At 66.9% G+C, this 15,976-nt stretch carries 13 protein-coding genes and 1 pseudogene; 4 read left to right on the forward strand and 10 right to left on the reverse strand.

Features of this window, described 5'->3' with window-relative positions; all coding sequences use genetic code 11:
- Positions 1 to 19 precede the first annotated feature (19 nt).
- Together ACLP9N_RS25140 and ACLP9N_RS25145 are read right to left on the reverse strand one after the other, a co-directional pair.
- On the reverse strand, positions 20 to 1,039 hold the full coding sequence (locus tag ACLP9N_RS25140) for a zinc-binding metallopeptidase family protein (RefSeq protein WP_442409915.1): 1,020 nt from the start codon (positions 1,037 to 1,039) through the stop codon (positions 20 to 22).
- Positions 1,032 to 1,985 (reverse strand): transglutaminase family protein, encoded by a 954-nt coding sequence (locus ACLP9N_RS25145; RefSeq protein WP_442409916.1) that lies wholly within the window; start codon positions 1,983 to 1,985, stop codon positions 1,032 to 1,034. The genes ACLP9N_RS25140 and ACLP9N_RS25145 overlap by 8 nt, the downstream gene beginning before the upstream one ends.
- A gap of 240 nt (positions 1,986 to 2,225) precedes the next feature.
- On the opposite strand from ACLP9N_RS25145, the gene ACLP9N_RS25150 reads away from it, so the two are divergent.
- Positions 2,226 to 2,615, forward strand: coding sequence for an MmcQ/YjbR family DNA-binding protein (locus tag ACLP9N_RS25150; protein ID WP_442409917.1), 390 nt, complete (start codon positions 2,226 to 2,228; stop codon positions 2,613 to 2,615).
- A 7-nt stretch (positions 2,616 to 2,622) separates the two neighbouring features.
- On the opposite strand, the gene ACLP9N_RS25155 is transcribed toward ACLP9N_RS25150, so the two are convergent.
- Genes ACLP9N_RS25155 through aspS form a run of 3 tightly spaced genes read right to left on the reverse strand, consistent with a single transcriptional unit; the run spans position 2,623 to position 5,950 of the window.
- A complete protein-coding gene (locus tag ACLP9N_RS25155; protein ID WP_442409918.1) occupies positions 2,623 to 3,687 on the reverse strand; it encodes an FUSC family protein in 1,065 nt (354 codons plus the stop codon).
- Positions 3,688 to 3,728: 41 nt separating this feature from the next.
- Positions 3,729 to 4,163: a nitroreductase family deazaflavin-dependent oxidoreductase gene (locus ACLP9N_RS25160; RefSeq protein ID WP_442409919.1), complete on the reverse strand. Its 435-nt coding sequence runs from the start codon at positions 4,161 to 4,163 to the stop codon at positions 3,729 to 3,731.
- Positions 4,160 to 5,950 (reverse strand): aspartate--tRNA ligase, encoded by a 1,791-nt coding sequence (aspS, locus tag ACLP9N_RS25165; RefSeq protein ID WP_442409920.1) that lies wholly within the window; start codon positions 5,948 to 5,950, stop codon positions 4,160 to 4,162. The genes ACLP9N_RS25160 and aspS overlap by 4 nt, the downstream gene beginning before the upstream one ends.
- A 66-nt stretch (positions 5,951 to 6,016) precedes the next feature.
- Between aspS and ACLP9N_RS25170 the strand changes: the two genes are divergently transcribed.
- Both ACLP9N_RS25170 and ypfJ read left to right on the forward strand, forming a co-directional pair.
- Complete coding sequence (locus tag ACLP9N_RS25170) at positions 6,017 to 6,913, forward strand: oxidoreductase (protein ID WP_442409941.1); 897 nt, start codon at positions 6,017 to 6,019, stop codon at positions 6,911 to 6,913.
- A gap of 43 nt (positions 6,914 to 6,956) precedes the next feature.
- Positions 6,957 to 7,841, forward strand: coding sequence for a KPN_02809 family neutral zinc metallopeptidase (gene ypfJ, locus ACLP9N_RS25175; RefSeq protein WP_442409921.1), 885 nt, complete (start codon positions 6,957 to 6,959; stop codon positions 7,839 to 7,841).
- A gap of 9 nt (positions 7,842 to 7,850) precedes the next feature.
- Here the strand turns inward: ypfJ and ACLP9N_RS25180 are convergent, their stop codons facing one another.
- Positions 7,851 to 8,324: a hypothetical protein gene (locus tag ACLP9N_RS25180; protein WP_442409922.1), complete on the reverse strand. Its 474-nt coding sequence runs from the start codon at positions 8,322 to 8,324 to the stop codon at positions 7,851 to 7,853.
- 48 nt (positions 8,325 to 8,372) lie between these two features.
- On the opposite strand from ACLP9N_RS25180, the gene ACLP9N_RS25185 reads away from it, so the two are divergent.
- Positions 8,373 to 9,950, forward strand: a complete 1,578-nt coding sequence (locus ACLP9N_RS25185) for a purple acid phosphatase family protein (RefSeq protein ID WP_442409923.1) — start codon at positions 8,373 to 8,375, stop codon at positions 9,948 to 9,950.
- Between the two features lie 70 nt (positions 9,951 to 10,020).
- Here the strand turns inward: ACLP9N_RS25185 and ACLP9N_RS25190 are convergent, their stop codons facing one another.
- The 4 genes and pseudogenes from ACLP9N_RS25190 to hisS form a co-directional block, all read right to left on the reverse strand.
- Positions 10,021 to 11,055 carry an Rv2578c family radical SAM protein gene (locus tag ACLP9N_RS25190; protein ID WP_442409924.1) on the reverse strand — a complete coding sequence of 345 codons (1,035 nt, stop codon included), beginning with the start codon at positions 11,053 to 11,055 and terminating at the stop codon, positions 10,021 to 10,023.
- A 31-nt stretch (positions 11,056 to 11,086) separates the two neighbouring features.
- Positions 11,087 to 13,047, reverse strand: a pseudogene (locus tag ACLP9N_RS25195) (PPE family protein).
- 203 nt (positions 13,048 to 13,250) lie between these two features.
- Positions 13,251 to 14,612, reverse strand: coding sequence for an HNH endonuclease signature motif containing protein (locus tag ACLP9N_RS25200; RefSeq protein ID WP_442409925.1), 1,362 nt, complete (start codon positions 14,610 to 14,612; stop codon positions 13,251 to 13,253).
- 95 nt (positions 14,613 to 14,707) lie between these two features.
- On the reverse strand, positions 14,708 to 15,976 hold the full coding sequence (gene hisS, locus ACLP9N_RS25205; RefSeq protein WP_442409926.1) for a histidine--tRNA ligase: 1,269 nt from the start codon (positions 15,974 to 15,976) through the stop codon (positions 14,708 to 14,710).

Genomic DNA, 15,976 nt, shown 5'->3' on the forward strand with positions numbered 1-15,976 from the left:
AGCCGGGTCCCCGGACACCTCAAGTCGCCTCGTCGACGACCGTGTGGATGAACTGCATCTTGTCCAACACGGCGACCGGCAGCACGAACGGGTAGAGGTCGTCGTGGCCCATCGAGCGGTTCACCATGTTCAGCGACCACGACAACGGCAGCCACATCTCGATGATGTTGGGAAAGGCGCTGGGGCCCAAGGCCGGCCGGTCGAAGGTCGCCGACGCCGGCGCCAGCCCGCACCAGGCCGAGGTGTCCAACGCGTCGCGGATGTGCAGGTAATGGGCGAACGTCTCGGCCCAGTCCTCGGCGGCGTGCATCGTCGCATATGACGACACGAAGCTTTCCTGCCAACCCTCGGGGGCGCCGTCGCTGTAGTGCCCGTCCAGCGCCGCCTGGTAGTCGGCGTCGGGATCACCGAACAACTCGTTGAACCGCTCCAGGTACTCGGGCGAGTTGATCAGCCGGTAGAAGTAGTAGTGCCCGACCTCGTGCCGGAAGTGCCCGAGCAGCGTGCGGTAGGGCTCCTCCATCTCCACCCGCAGCTGCTCGCGATGGACATCGTCGCCCTCGGCCAAATCCAGTGTGATGACCCCGTTGTCGTGGCCGGTGATCACCTTCTCGAATGCGCTGGAGAGCAGACGAAATCCCAACCCCTGCTCGGGATCCCGGTCGCTTCCCACGATCGGCAACTTCAGCTCGTGCAGCTCGGCGATCAGCCGTCGCTTGGCCGCCTCAGCCCGGGCGAACGCCGCCAGGCCCTCGGCGTCGGAGTCGTTGGGCCGTTCCAGCGTCAGCGCGCACGACGTGCAGAGCCCGCCGGGCTGATCCCTGGGGACCAGCCAATTGCATTCGGCCAGATGAAGATTGGCACAGAGTTGATAGTCGTCGGCATCCACAGCGCCGGCGTGGTCGCCCTCGTCGCCCTTGGCGATCACCAGCAGCGCCATCTGGTCGAGGGAAAACCCCAGCGAGCTGCCGCACGACAGGCACGCCGAGTTCTCGAACGCCAGGCGCTGACCGCAGTTGGGGCAGTGGAAGTCACGCATACAGCGAATCGCTTTCGCAGGGCGCGACGTCGACGGCGACGTCGATCACGCTGTTCTCGGAGTTGGTGTAAATGATGCCGCGCAGCGGCGGCACGTCCGCGTAGTCGCGGCCCCGGCCGACGATGATGTAGCGCTCGTCGACCATCTGGTCATTGGTGGGATCCAGCCCCAGCCATTCGAACTGCCCAGGCCTTTGCGGGGTCCACACCGCGGCCCAGGCATGGGTGGCGTCGATGCCGATCATTCGATCCTTTCCGGGTGGCGGGTCAGTGGCCAGATAACCGGACACATAGCTGGCCGCCAGGCCATTGGAGCGCAGGCACGCGATCGCCAGCCTGGCGAAGTCTTGGCATACCCCTTCTCGGGCCCGCAGAACCTGGTTTACTCCGGTGGATATCGTCGTGGACCCAGACCGGTAGGTGAAGTCGGTGTAGATCCGCGACGCGAGGTCGCGCAGCACCTCGATCAACGGGCGGCGGGGCACGAAGCTGGGCGCGGCGTACTGACGGACCTCCTCGGTGATCTCCGGCGGATCCAGATCCAGGGTGAATTCGGTCGCGAGCGCCCCCGCAAGCCCGGCCGGCCGGGCAGCCTCCCACGGTGCGACAGCCGGCCCGATGGTGTACAGCCCGGGGGCCGGCGGGTGCACGTCGACGATGGATTCGCTGGTGACGATCAGGGTGTGGTGCGGCTCGGTGACGTGGAAATAGGTGCTGATGTTGCCGTAGCCGTCGCGGCTGGTGGAGCTGTCGGTGGGGGCGGGTTGGATATCCAGTCGATGATCGATGCACCGTTGCCGCAGGGAGTCCCGCGGCGTGAGAAACCCGCGGCCGTACGAGCTGGTCACGACGTCGGAGTAGTGGTATTCGGTGCGGTGGTTGACGCGATACCGTCGGGTGGCCGGGACTTGGGTTGTCCAGCCCTCGGGAGCCTCGTCTGACGTCATGGCACCACCCCGCGCAGGTACAAGGCCTCAAACGGCAACGCGCTTGCCTCCTGACGTCTCCGGCTCGGTCTGCGGTCACCGATCTGCGAACACAGTGTGGCACGGACAGAAGGGAATCGACTCGCCAGCCGGGGCCGCCGAATTCGTCTGGCGCCCAATCCACGCAGAATCGGGCCCTAGAAACTCCCAAGTAACTCCCAAGTTGCTCCGCAGTTGCCGGGCGCGGCGCACAATCAAGGAGTGGCCACGTGGGATGACGTCGCCCGCATCGTCGGCGGGTTGCCACTCAGCGCCGAGCCATCACCGCACGACTGGCGGGTCGGCAAGAAACTGATCGCGTGGGAGCGGCCGCTGCGCAAATCCGATCGCGAGGCCCTAGCAGCCGCGGGGTCGCAGCCGCCGGCGGGTGACATCCTCGGTGTCCGGGTCTCCGACGAGGGCGTCAAGTTCGCGTTGATCGCCGACGAGCCGGGGGTGTACTTCACCACCCCGCATTTCGATGGTTATCCGGCGGTGCTGGTCAAGCTGGCCGAAATCGAAGCCGCCGACCTCGAGGAGCTGATCACCGAGGCCTGGTTGACGCAGGCCCCCAAGAAGCTGGTGCAGGAGTTCTTGGCTGATTCGCCCTGACCCGCCGTCATATCGGCCGAAGGTCGATCACCCGTTGTAGGTCGTCGATGCAGGACTGGACGACGTCGGCGAGCACCACCTCCCGCCTGTCGCGGGCGACCGAATGCACTTCCGAAGCGAGGCGGCGCGCTGCGGCGGCGTGTTCGGTCGCCGCATCGGGATCTGTATCGGCGAGGGCTACGGCCGCCACCAGCTCGGCGAGCACCGCGTGCACGGGCTGGGGAAGCCAGTTGCAGCCATCCAGGGCGGGCTCTAACTCACTTAAGACACGTGCCAACTGCAGCACGGAGACGGCGAGCAAGGCCACATGCAAGGCCTGGTGATCGGCACCCTGCACGGTGTCGCGCAGCCTCCATCGTCGCGGTGACAGCCGCACCACCTGACGGGCGGTGGCGCGGGCCTGAATCAGCCCACCCACCTGTTCGTGCACCCGGTCCACCGCCGACAGCGGCCAGTCGGGCGCGGGCTGCCTGCGTGCGGCGGCGAAATCCGCCGTGCGGGACAGCACACCGTGCAGCGTGTCCAGCACCCCGATGCGCGCCCGGCGCAGCACTTGCAGAGGGTCGGCCGGGAACAGCAAGACGGCGAAGACGATGGCCAGGCAGCCACCGATCAGGGCGTCGTAGATGCGTTCGTAGCCGACGCCGCTGCGTGGCAACGCCAGCACCAGGATCGAGGAAACGACGGTCTGGTTGGCGAACATCATTCCCTGCCCGATGAAACCCCGCCCGATCACCACCGCAAGCGCGAGCGCGATCAGCGCAACGATGCCGATTTGCACAGCCCCGGTCCCGAGCAACCCCCACACCAGGGTGCCCGTCCCGATCCCCAAGGTGACGCCGATCATCATCTGGACGGCGCGCTGGCCACGTAACACGTTGCTGATCGACAGGCACACCGCGGCGGCGATCGGGGCGAAGAACGGCTGCGGGTGCGCGAGCACATCGTGTGCGAGGTACCAGGCCAGACCCGAAGCCACCGAGGTCTGCGCGAGCGTGAACCACATGCCGGTGAGCCGTTGGACAGCGGCCACGCCGCGGTTGGCGGCGCGGGTAAGCAGCGAAGTGCCCATGACGCTTGCCTACCCTAGGGCGCGTGACGAGTTGCGGCGAGCTAGGTGCGTTGCAGTTCGAACAGCGGAATCACCCGGCTGGTCTTCGATTGATACTCGGCGAAGCCCGGCGCCGCGGCGGTGATTTCGCCGAACAGCTCCTCGCGCTCGGCGGGCGGCAATTCACGAGCGGTCACATCAAACGCGTCGGTACCGACCTCGACATGTGCCTGCGGGTCGGCCCGCAGGTTGTGTACCCAGGCCGGGTTGACCGGGGAGCCCGCGAAGGATCCGATGATGATCAGCTTGCCGCCGACGCGGAAGTAGGCCAGCGGCGACACCCGCTGTTGGCCGGACTGGGCGCCCGTCGTGGTGAGCAGCAACAAGTCGGCATCGGCGAATTGCCCACTGACCTTGCCGCCGTTGGCGCGGAACTCGCCAATGATTTCCTTATTGAACGTCTTGGCCATTTCGGCCATTGAGCTCGAATCGGTCATGCTCCGTCAACCTGTTTCGGCTTGGCGTCTATTCCGGATTCCTTGCGCTGCTGGGCCGTGATCGGCGCCGGCGCATCGGTGAGCGGGTCGATGCCGCCGCCGGTCTTCGGAAACGCGATCACCTCCCGGATGGAGTCAACCCCGGACAGCAGCGCGTTGATCCGGTCCCATCCGAACGCGATCCCGCCGTGCGGGGGCGCGCCAAACATGAACGCCTCCAACAGGAATCCGAACTTCTCCTGGGCCTCGGCCTTGTCCAGGCCCATCACCGCGAACACCCGTTCCTGGATGTCGCGGCGGTGGATACGGATCGAGCCGCCACCGATCTCGTTGCCGTTGCAGACGATGTCGTAGGCGTCGGCCAGCACGTTGCCCGGATCGCTGTCGAGGACGTCCTCATACTCGGGCTTGGGCGAGGTGAAGGCGTGATGCACCGCCGTCCACGCCCCGGAGCCCACCGCCATGTCGCCGGCGGCGGTCGCATCGTCGGCGGGCTCGAACAGCGGCGGGTCGACCACCCAGACGAACGCCCATTCGTCCGGGTCGATCAGATTGAGGCGGTTGGCGATCTCGCCGCGGGCGGCGCCCAGCAGTGCCCGCGACGATTTCGCCGGACCGGCGGAAAAGAAGATGCAATCCCCGGGCTTGGCCCCGACGTGCGCGGCCAGACCGTCGCGTTCGGCATCGGTCAGGTTCTTGGCCACCGGACCACCCAGCGTGCCCCCAGATGGCTCGTCAGCGACCAGCACGTACGCCAGCCCGCGGTGTCCGCGCTGCTTGGCCCATTCCTGCCAGCCGTCCAGGGTGCGCCGCGGCTGCGAAGCGCCATCCGGCATCACCACCGCACCGACGTAGGGCGCCTGGAAGACACGAAATGTGGTGTCTTTGAAGAACTCTGTGCATTCGACGAGCTCGAGCCCGAACCGCATATCGGGCTTGTCGGACCCGAACCGTCGCATGGCGTCGGCATAGCTGATCCGCGGGATCGGCGTCGGAATCTGGTAGCCGATCAGCGCCCACAGCGCGCTCAGGATCTCCTCGGAGACCGCGATGATGTCCTCGGCATCGATGAAGCTCATCTCTATGTCGAGTTGGGTGAACTCGGGCTGCCGGTCGGCGCGGAAATCCTCGTCGCGGTAGCAGCGGGCGATCTGGTAGTAGCGCTCCATCCCGGCCACCATCAGCAACTGCTTGAACAGCTGCGGGCTCTGCGGCAGCGCGTAGAACGAGCCGGGCTGCAGCCGCGCCGGCACCAGGAAATCGCGCGCCCCCTCGGGCGTGGAGCGAGTCATCGTCGGCGTCTCGACCTCGACGAAGTCGTGGCGCGCCAGCACACCGCGCGCGGCGGCATTCACCTTCGAGCGCAACCGAATTGCCGCGGCCGGGCCGTCGCGGCGCAGGTCGATGTAGCGGTACTTCAGCCGCGACTCCTCACCCGCGGGCTCGTCGAGCTGGAACGGCAGCGGCGCGCACTCGCCGAGCACCGTCAGCGACGCCGCGTTGACCTCGATGTCTCCGGTGGCGATCTCCAGGTTGGCGTTGCCTTCCGGGCGGATCTCGACGACGCCCTCGACGGCGACACAGAACTCGGCACGCAGCCGGTGCGCCTGCGCGAGCACGTCGGACTCGCGGAACACGACCTGCGCGATGCCGGACGCGTCACGCAGATCGATGAAGATGACGCCGCCGTGGTCGCGGCGGCGGGCCACCCAGCCGGCCAACGTCACCCGCTGCCCTGCGTGACTACTCCTCAGCGAACCAGCGGCGTGGCTGCGCAGCACAACCACTCCCCTTCACCCGATTTGAACGACTGCCCAGTCTAAACATCCGGCGTGGGGGGTAACTTCGGTCGCATTGCAACGACAATCGCGCTCGTGGGTCCCGGCGCCGTCGGCACGACGGTCGCCGCGCTGTTGTACAAGGCCGGCCACCAGGTGTTGCTGTGCGGGCACACCCCCCGCGACAGTATTGAACTGCGGCCCGACGGCGGCGATCCCATCGTCGTGCCGGGTCCGGTGCTCACCGATCCCGGCCAAGTGCCCGGGTCGGTCGACGTGGTGGTGCTGGCGGTCAAAGCCACCCAGAACGACGACGCGGCCGGCTGGCTGGGCCGCCTGTGCGACGAGCACACCACCGTCACGGTGCTACAGAACGGTGTCGAGCAGGTCGAGCAGGTCAAGCCGCACTGCCCGTCGTCGCCGGTGATACCGGGCATCGTCTGGTATTCGGCCGAGACCCAGCCGCAAGGCTGGGTGCGGCTGCGCACCGAAGCCGCGCTGGTGCTGCCCAGTGGGCCCACGGCGACGACGGTCGCCGAGCTGCTGCGCGGCGCCGGCTGCCGGGTGGACACCGACCCCGACTTCATCACCGCGGCCTGGCGCAAGCTGCTCACCAACGCGCTGGCCGGGTTCATGGCGCTGTCGCGGCGGCGATCCGGAATGTTCCGCCGCGACGACGTCGCCGAGTTGTCGCGCCGCTATGTCGCCGAATGCCTGGCCGTGGCGCGGGCCGAGGGCGCGCGGCTGCCCGACGACGTGGTCAACGGCTTGGTCGACCTGTTCCGTCGGGCCCCCGAAGACATGGGCACCTCGATACTGGCCGACGCGGAAAATCAGCGCCGAATGGAATGGGACATCCGCAACGGGGTGATCATTCGCAAGGCGCGCGCGCACGCCTTGCCGACGCCGATTAGCGACGTGCTGGTGCCCCTGCTGGCCGCGGCCTCGGATCGCTCAAGCGGCCCCGGGTAGTCGGCGTTAGGCTGATCCGACCACCAGATTTCGGGAGCGTGCGATGACCTTCAACGAGGGTATGCAGATCGACACCAGCACCGCCTCGTCGTCCGGCGGCGGCGGCTTCGGCGGGCCGATCGCCATCGGCGGCGGCCTCGGCGGGCTGCTGATCGTGCTCGTCGCGTTGTTCCTGGGTGTCGACCCCGGTCGCGTGATCAACCAGCAGCAGACCAGCACCAAGGACTACTCGTCACCCGGTTTCGACCTGGGTCAGTGCAAAACCGGGGCCGACGCGAACAAGTACGTGCAGTGCCGCGTGGTGGCGACCGGAAACTCCGTGGACGCGGTGTGGCATCAACTGATGCCGAGGTACACCCGCCCGCATGTGGTGCTGTTCCACGGTGCGGTGGACACCGGCTGCGGAGCGGCGACCACCGCGGTCGGGCCGTTCTACTGCCCGGTGGACCAGACGGCGTACTTCGACACCGACTTCTTCCAGGAGCTGGTCGACCGATTCGGTTCCAGCGGTGGACCGTTAGCGCAGGAGTACGTGGTTGCCCATGAATACGGCCATCACGTCCAACAGCTCCAGGCACTGCTCGGCCGCTCCCAGCAGGGCGCCCAGGGCGCCGGGGGTAACGGTGTGCGTACCGAGCTGCAGGCGGACTGCTACGCCGGGATCTGGGCGCACTACGCGTCCACCGTCAAGCAGGAGAGCACCGGGGTGCCCTACCTGGAGCCGTTGAGCGACAAGGACATTCAAGACGCGCTTTCGGCTGCGGCCTCGGTGGGCGACGATCGCATCCAGCGCGAGACGACGGGACGCACCAACCCCGAGTCATGGACGCACGGTTCCTCCGAGCAACGGCAGCACTGGTTCACCGTGGGCTATCAGACCGGTGACCCCAAGCAGTGCGACACTTTCTCAGCCCCGGACCTGGGCTAGGCCCATCAGTTACCAGGGCCGCGTCGAGCACGTCACGCCGGTGGTGGCGTTCTGTGTCACCACAACCTGGCCGTCCACGGCGATCTGACACTGGAGTTCGGGAGTGGCCCCCGAGCCACAGTCGGGCCAGTGACACCCGCCGCTGGCGTTGACGTACGCCCACTGGTTCGGGTCTGCCAGTGTGGCGGTGTACACCAGCGGCGCCCCGGCACTGAATGCCGCCTGCACGGTGTTCATGTACTGCGACGAGTTGGCGTTGAAGGCCGCCTGGCTGGCCGGATCACTGTTCATGTAACGAACCTGGCCGGTCAGATTGCCGGTGGCGGTGATCGTGTAGGTCACCTGGTGACCGGCCGGATCCGCGTGTGAGGTCGCAGGGTTGACCAGCACGCCCGCGACTCCCCCGACTACCAAAGCCGCCGCAAACGTTGCCAGGCACCCAGCTGTTAAGACCCCGCTGGCAACTTTTCGCACGTTCGTCATATCGAAAAAGCTACCGGATTCGTTACCCGGTTCCGGTATGAAGCAGGGATGGGCGAAGAACCGCACCCGACGGGCGTCAGCCGCCGCGGGCTGCTGACGACGGGCGCGGTCTCGGCCGTTCTCGGCGCCGGCATTGGGGCGGCTGGAGCCGCAATGGTGTGGTCTCACCCGCGTGGGCCGGCGTTCTGGCAGCAGCCGGACCGCAACGGCGCGCCTCCGGTGGGTGGTCTGCATCTGCAGTTCGGTAAGAACGCCGGCACCGAGGTCGTGGTGTCCTGGCGCACCACCGAGGCTGTCCGCAATCCGCGGGTCATGCTGGGCACGCCCGCATCCGGTTTCGGCAGCACCGTGGCCGCCGAAACCCGAACGTACCGGGACGCGAAGTCGGCCACCGAAGTTCGCATCAACCACGCCCGCCTGACCAGCCTCACCCCGGACACCGACTACGTGTACGCCGCGGTGCACGACGGCGCCACCCCCGAGCTGGGGACCGTGCGGACCGCGCCGGTAGGCCGAAAACCGCTGCGCTTCACCAGTTTCGGCGACCAGTCCACCCCAACGGTGGAGAAGTTGGCAGGCGGCGGCTACGGCACCGACAATATCGGCTCGCCCGCGGCCGCAAACACTACGGTCGCGATCGAGCGCCTCGCGCCGCTGTTCAATCTGGTCAACGGGGACCTGTGCTACGCCAATCTGGCTGCCGACCGGGTCCGCACCTGGTCGGACTGGTTCGAGAACAACACCCGCTCGGCGCGCTACCGGCCGTGGATGCCGGCGGCGGGCAACCACGAGAACGAATTAGGCAACGGGCCAATCGGTTACGGCGCCTATCAGGCGTACTTCGACTTGCCGGATTCCGGGTCCAGCCCGGAGACCCGCGGCCTGTGGTACTCGTTCACCGCCGGCTCGGTGCGGGTGGTCAGCCTCAACAACGACGACGTCGCCTTCCAGGATGGCGGCAACTTCTACGTGCACGGCTACTCGGCTGGTGAGCAAAAGCGCTGGCTAGCAACCGAACTCGCCGAAGCGCGGCGTGACCCGAACGTCGATTGGCTAGTGGTCTGCATGCATCAGACGGCGATCTCCACCGCCGACAAAGCCAACGGCGCCGACCTGGGGATCCGCCAGGAATGGCTGCCGTTGTTCGACCAGTATCAGGTCGATCTGGTGGTGTGCGGCCACGAACACCACTACGAACGGTCACATCCGCTGCGCGGGACGCAGGGCAACGACACCCGAACGCCGATTCCCGTTGACACCCGCAGCGACCTCATCGACACGACACGGGGAACGGTGCACCTCGTCATCGGCGGGGGCGGCACGTCGTTCACGACCAATGGCTTCTTGTTCCCCCAGCCTCGGTGCCGGGTGATCACGGGCGTCGGCGCTTTCGATCCCGCGATCGGGTGCAAGAGGCCGATATACGTTATGGAGGACGCGCCGTGGTCGGCGTTTCGCGACCGCGACAACCCTTACGGTTTCGTTGCATTCGACGTCGACCCGGGCCAGCCGGGCGGCAACACGTCGATCAAGGCAACGCATTACGCGGTGACCGGCCCGTTCGGCGCGATGATCATGATCGAGCAGTTCACCCTGACCAAGCCGCGCGGCGGTCCGCCCGGCTAGCTGGCGCGAAGGTGTGCAAAATGCCAGGTTTTGCGGCGTGTCGGCGGACAACGCACGCTCGCCGAGTGAATTAGAACAGCGTCTGCTGAACGGGCCCTGGTGCTGCTGCCGCCGGCGCGTGCGGGGCCTGCGGGAACGGGCGGTGATCGCCGGCCAGCCGGTGCCGCGCGATCAGCGGTGCGGCGCGTTGGGCCAGCATCGCCCGATAGTCCGGCGGCAGGTAGGCGCCGCGCCGGTACAGCTCGCGGTAGGCGCCGACCAGTTCGGGATGCGTTCGGGCCAGCCAGGACATGAACCAGCCGCGCGTGGAACCCCGCAGATGCAGCCCGAAGACCGTCACACCGGTGGCGCCGGCGGCCGCGATCTGGCCCAGCAGCGCGTCGAGGTGCTCGACGGAGTCGGTGAGGTGCGGCAGCACCGGTGCCACCATCACATGACAATCCAGACCGGCGTCGCGGATCGCGGTGATCAGCCCCAGCCGCGCCTGCGGTGTCGGCGTGCCCGGCTCTACCTCGCGGTGCAGCTCCGGGTCGCCGACCGCCAGCGAGACCGCCACCGATGCCGGGACCTGTTGAGCCGCTTCGGCGATGAGCGGCAGGTCCCGCCGGAGCAGCGTGCCCTTGGTAAGGATCGACAGCGGAGTGCCGGATCCGGCGAGCGCGGTGATGATGCCCGGCATCAGCGCGTAACGGCCCTCGGCGCGCTGGTAGGGGTCGGTGTTGGTGCCCAGCGCGACGGTTTCGCGCTGCCACGACGGCCGGTGCAACTCGCGGCGCAGGACCTCGGCGACGTTGGTCTTCACCACCACCTGGGTGTCGAAGTCGTTGCCGCAGTTGAAGTCCAGGTATTCATGGGTGGGCCGCGCGAAACAATAGCGACAGCCGTGCGAGCAGCCGCGGTAGCCGTTGACCGTGTAGCGAAACGGCAATGCTGCCGCGTTCGGCACCTTGTTCAGCGCGGACTTGCACATCACCTCGTGAAACGTGATGCCCTCAAAATGCGGCACGCGCACGCTGCGGACGAAACCGATCCGCTGCAGCCCCGGAAGCGCTCCGTCGTCGACGGGCGTCCCGTTCACCGCGACGGCCTGCCCACCCCAACGCATGCCTCTATTCGAACAATAGTTCGATGCTTCGTCAAGTTTTGAAACTGCCGAAGTTTGCTATGCCCGCCCCGCTCAGCGTGTTGAATGCACCCGAGCTCGATGGACCGCCATTCCCCAGGCCTGAATCGCCGTTACCGGCGTTGGCGATGCCCGAGCTATTGACCCAATTTCCGATGCCCGCGCTGAAGTCACCCTGGTTTCCGAAACCCGAGCCGGGGTCACTGAAATTGCCGATACCTGAGCTCGAGTGGCCCGAATTTCCAAATCCCGAGTTCCCCGTGCCCGTGTTCCCGAAGCCCGAGTTCGGGCCGGTGCCGGTGCCCGACACGCCGATGCCCGTGTTGAGGGCACCGGAGATCCAGGCGCCGGTGCTGGTGTCGCCCGAGATGTAGATGCCCGTGTTCGTGTCGCCCGAGTCGTACGCGCCGGTGTTGAAGTCGCCCGAGTTCCAGGCGCCGGTGTTGTAGTCACCCGAGTTCCAGAAGCCGAAGTTGACGTTGCCCGCGTTGTAGAGACCCGTATTGGTGTTGCCCGCGTTCCACGCGCCCGTGTTGACATTGCCCGCGTTCCACAGACCGGTGTTTGTGTCGCCGGCGTTCCAGGCGCCGACGTTCGAGCTGCCCGAGTTCGCGTAGCCCACGTCTTTGATGCCCGAGTTGAAGATGCCGACGTTGCCGGTGCCCGAGTTTCCGATGCCCCAGTTCCCGCTGCCCGAGTTTCCGATGCCGACGTTGCCGGTGCCGGAGTTTCCGATGCCGATGTTTCCGCTGCCGGAGTTCAGGGCGCCGATGCCGACCTTGTCGTCGCCATGAAGGCCGATGCCGATGTCGTTATTGCCCGTGTTCCCGATGCCGAAGTTTTGGTTTCCGGTGTTTCCGAGACCAACATTGCCGATGCCCGGGCCGCCGCCCAGACCCGAGTTTCCGAAGCCGATGTTGGTGTTGCCGATGTTTCCGCTGCCGACGTTTCCGTTGCCGCGGTTGCCATCGCCGGCGTTGGTGTTTCCGATGTTTCCGCTGCCGATGTTCGTGTTGCCGTAGTTTCCGCTACCGGCGTTTCCGTCGCCGTAATTTCCACCGCCGATGTTGGTGTTGCCATAGTTTCCGCCGCCGGTGTTGCCGCTGCCGTGATTTCCGTTGCCGATATTGGTGTTGCCGTAGTTCCCGCTACCGGTGTTTCCGCTGCCATAGTTGCCGCTGCCGTAGTTGGCGTTGCCGTGATTTCCGCTGCCCAGGTTGAAGGAGCCGGTGTTTCCGCCGCCCAACGCGACGACGGGGGTGATGGGCAGGCCACCCAATAACGGATTGGGGGTGGGGGTGATGCTGAAACTCAAGTTGAGGTTGCCGGTGTTACCGAGGCCGAAGTTGCCGTAGCCGGTGTTGCCGACGCCAATGTTGAGGATGCCGGTGTTGTTGAGGCCCACGTTGAGGCCGCCGGTGTTGCCGAAGCCCAGGTTCAAGCCGGCCGCCTGGCTTTCCAGCTCTTGAAGCCACGGCGGCAACTGCGCGGCCGCCGCCGAAGCTCCGGCGTGGTAGCCCACCATGGCCGCCACATCCTGAGCCCACATGCTCTCGTAGGCCGCCTCGGTGTTCGCGATCGCTGGGGCGTTCTGGCCGAACAGGTTTGACATCACCAACCGCACCAACGCATTGCGATTGGCCACGACGGCCGCCGGTGTACAGTCGCCGCCTGCGCCGCCTCGAACGCCGATGCCACCGTTTTGGCCTGCGCAGACGCCGCCTGAGCTCGTACCGACGCCGCGGTCAGCCACGCCACGTAGGGTGCGGCCGCGCCGGCCATGGCCTGCGACGCGGCACCCTGCCATGCCGCGCCCGTCAGTCGCGAGGTGACCGATCCGAAGGAGGCTGCGGCCGAACCCAACTCGCCGGCCAGCGCATCCCAGGCCGACGCGACCTCCAGCATCGGGCCCGGCCCGGCTCCGGTAAACATCCGCCACGAATTGATTTCCGGCGGCAACACCGAGAAATTCACCACGAACGTCCTTTCGTCCCCGGCGGTCCTTTCGTTACCAGGCGTTTCGCACGCCCGACCGCCGCGGCAATCAGTGCCTCAGCACACTACGACAGTGTCGAGCAAACTATGGCGGATTCGCCGAACTCTTAGATGCCGGAACGGTTTTTGTCGGCGCCGCGCCCAAATATCGGGCAATGCATGGGCCGTTTGGTGATGTGTTGTCACGGGTCGCCTTCGTCGTCGCTCTCGCGCAGGAGTTTCTCGGGGTGGGGATAGCTATTGGTGCGTGGTTGCCCGTGGTCGAGGTGCGGGGGTGGTATCCACTCGGTGTCACCGTTGGCGCCTTTCCGGGTTTTCCAGCCCTTCTCCAGCAGTTTGTGGTCCGGTGTGCACGCCAGGGTCAGCTTGTTCACATCGGTAGAGTGGGTCGTGGCCCACTCGTCGACGTGATGGACTTCGGACCAATAGCCGGGCACATCGCAGCCGGGGCGGGTGCAACCACGGTCCTTGGCGTACAAGACAATTCGCTGTCCAGGTGAGGCCAACCGTTTGGTGTGGTACAGCGCGATCGGTTTGCCCTTGTCGAAGATCGCCAAATAGTGGTGGGCGTGGCCGGCCAGCCTGATGACATCGCTCATCGGCAGGAGCGTGCGCCCGCCGGTGAGTGCCTTACCCGACGCGGCCTCGAGTTCCTCAAGTGTGGTGGACACGATGATGGTTGCCGGTAACCCATTGTGCTGACCCAGTTCTCCGCTGGCCAGCACCGCGCGTAGTGCGGCATTGAGCCCGTCATGGTTGCGTTGGGCGTGGCTGCGGGTGTCCCGGCGGACCGCGTCCTCGCTCGCGGCGCCGTCGATGACGGGGGTCTGCTCCTCGGGGTTGCACATCCCCGGGGCGGCCAGCTTGGCCCAGATGGCCTCCAGAGTGGCCCGCAGCTCCGGAGTCACCCAGCCACTCAGACGTGACATCCCATCGACGTCCTGCTTGGTCATGGTCAGCGCGCGCCGGCGCGCCCGATCCTCATCGGAGAACTCGCCATCGGGGTTGAGACAGTCGGTCAACCTGTCGGCCAGCCTGGCCTGCTGATCGGGCCGAAAACCGATGGCCAGCTTGGCCAGGTGGGCTTCGGCCTTCTCCCGGGTCTCGATGTCGACGAAGCTCGGCAGCCGATGCAAAAACCCCCGGATCACCTGCACGTGCGCACCGCCGATGCGCCCCGCCCGCTGGGCCTGCGCCGTCGCGGTCAACACCGGCGGCAACACCTCGCCGGTCAGCGCCCTCCGCTCACCCAGATCGGCGGCCTCAGCCACGCGCCGGGCGGCCTCGCCGCGGGTGATGCGTAACCGGTCGGCCAACGCGCGCGGCAGCCTGTTACCCAACTCGGATTCGTCGGCTTGCTCGGCGAGCTGATTGATCAACGCGTGACCGGGCACCGGCAGCCGACGCGCCACCACCTCCAGCCGCTCCAACAAGTTCAGGCGTTCCGGAGTGGTCAGCGCGTCGAACGACAACTCGCAGACTCGACAGACCGCTGCGTCCAACGCGTCGAAAGCCTCGACGATAGAGTCCCGATCTGAACGCATGTTCGAAGCCTATGGCGCCCCACCGACGAAACGGCCGCCGAAAGCCAAACGCCGCAAGTGATTTAAATCATGGAACCGAAACGCCACCCGTTACGTCAAAGCAGCCTCGAAAGCACCTCGGCGACAACCGAATCCGTCGGCACTGACACCTGGTCGCCGGTGGCAAGATCCTTCACCCCGACCGTGCCCGCCTCGATGTCCCGATCTCCGGCGACCAGCGCCAGACGCGCACCCGAACGATCGGCCGCGCGCATCGCGCCCTTGAGCCCGCGGTCACCGTAGGCCAGGTCGACGCGCAGACCGGCCGCACGCAGCTGCCCGGCCAGCACGGCCAGCCGCAGTTTGGCCGGTTCGCTCAGCGGCACGCCGAACACGTCGCAGCGCGTGGTCTCCCCCACGCTCTTGCCCTCGGCCCGCAGCGCCAGCAGGGTCCGGTCCACGCCGAGCCCAAATCCGATGCCCGACAAGTCTTGTCCGCCGAGCCGGCGCATCAGACCGTCGTAGCGGCCGCCGCCGCCGATGCCGGACTGCGCGCCCAGGCCGTCGTGCACGAACTCGAAGGTGGTCTTGGTGTAGTAGTCCAGCCCACGCACCATCCGCGGGTTGATGACGTAGGGCACACCGAGCGCATCCAGGTGGGACAGCACGGTGTCGAAGTGCTGCTTGGCGCCGTCGGACAGGTGGTCGAGCAGCACCGGGGCATCGGCCGTCATCGCCCGCACCGCGGGTCGCTTGTCGTCGAGTACCCGCAGCGGGTTAAGTCGTGCGCGTCGCTGGGTTTCTTCGTCCAGGTCGAGCTGAAACAGGAACTCCTGCAACAGCTCCCGGTATTGCGGGCGGCAGCTCTCGTCGCCCAGTGAGGTGATTTCCAGCCGGAACCCGTCCAGGCCCAGTGAGCGGAACCCGGCGTCGGCGACGGCGATCACCTCGGCGTCCAGCGCCGGGTCGTCGACGCCGATCGCTTCGACGCCGACCTGCTGCAGCTGGCGATAGCGGCCGGCCTGCGGGCGCTCGTAGCGGAAAAACGGGCCCGCGTAACACAGCTTGACCGGCAGCGCGCCCCGGTCGAGGCCGTGTTCGATCACCGCGCGCACCACCCCGGCGGTGCCCTCGGGCCGCAGCGTCACCGAGCGGTCACCGCGGTCGGCGAAGGTGTACATCTCCTTGGACACCACGTCGGTGGACTCACCGACGCCGCGGGCGAACAGCGCGGTGTCCTCGAAGATGGGCAACTCGGCGTCGCTGTAGCCGGCGCGGCGGGCGGCGGCCAACAACCCGTCACGCACCGCGACGAACTGCGCCGAATCCGGCGGGAGGTAGTCCGGCACGCCTTTGGGTGCCGAGACCGCAGAAAACTCCGTCAC

The organism is Mycobacterium sp., assembly GCF_052144515.1.
Taxonomy (GTDB): Bacteria; Actinomycetota; Actinomycetes; order Mycobacteriales; family Mycobacteriaceae; genus Mycobacterium.

Bases quoted from the DNA above. Each gene is read 5' to 3' on its own strand.
- ACLP9N_RS25180 (WP_442409922.1), bottom strand. From the start codon at position 8,324: ATGACGAACGTGCGAAAAGTTGCCAGCGGGGTCTTAACAGCTGGGTGC.
- ACLP9N_RS25190 (WP_442409924.1), bottom strand. From the start codon at position 11,055: ATGCGTTGGGGTGGGCAGGCCGTCGCGGTGAACGGGACGCCCGTCGAC.
- ACLP9N_RS25200 (WP_442409925.1), bottom strand. From the start codon at position 14,612: ATGCGTTCAGATCGGGACTCTATCGTCGAGGCTTTCGACGCGTTGGAC.
- ACLP9N_RS25145 (WP_442409916.1), bottom strand. From the start codon at position 1,985: ATGACGTCAGACGAGGCTCCCGAGGGCTGGACAACCCAAGTCCCGGCC.
- ACLP9N_RS25160 (WP_442409919.1), bottom strand. From the start codon at position 4,163: ATGACCGATTCGAGCTCAATGGCCGAAATGGCCAAGACGTTCAATAAG.
- ACLP9N_RS25155 (WP_442409918.1), bottom strand. From the start codon at position 3,687: ATGGGCACTTCGCTGCTTACCCGCGCCGCCAACCGCGGCGTGGCCGCT.
- ACLP9N_RS25185 (WP_442409923.1), top strand. From the start codon at position 8,373: ATGGGCGAAGAACCGCACCCGACGGGCGTCAGCCGCCGCGGGCTGCTG.
- ypfJ (WP_442409921.1), top strand. From the start codon at position 6,957: ATGACCTTCAACGAGGGTATGCAGATCGACACCAGCACCGCCTCGTCG.
- ACLP9N_RS25140 (WP_442409915.1), bottom strand. From the start codon at position 1,039: ATGCGTGACTTCCACTGCCCCAACTGCGGTCAGCGCCTGGCGTTCGAG.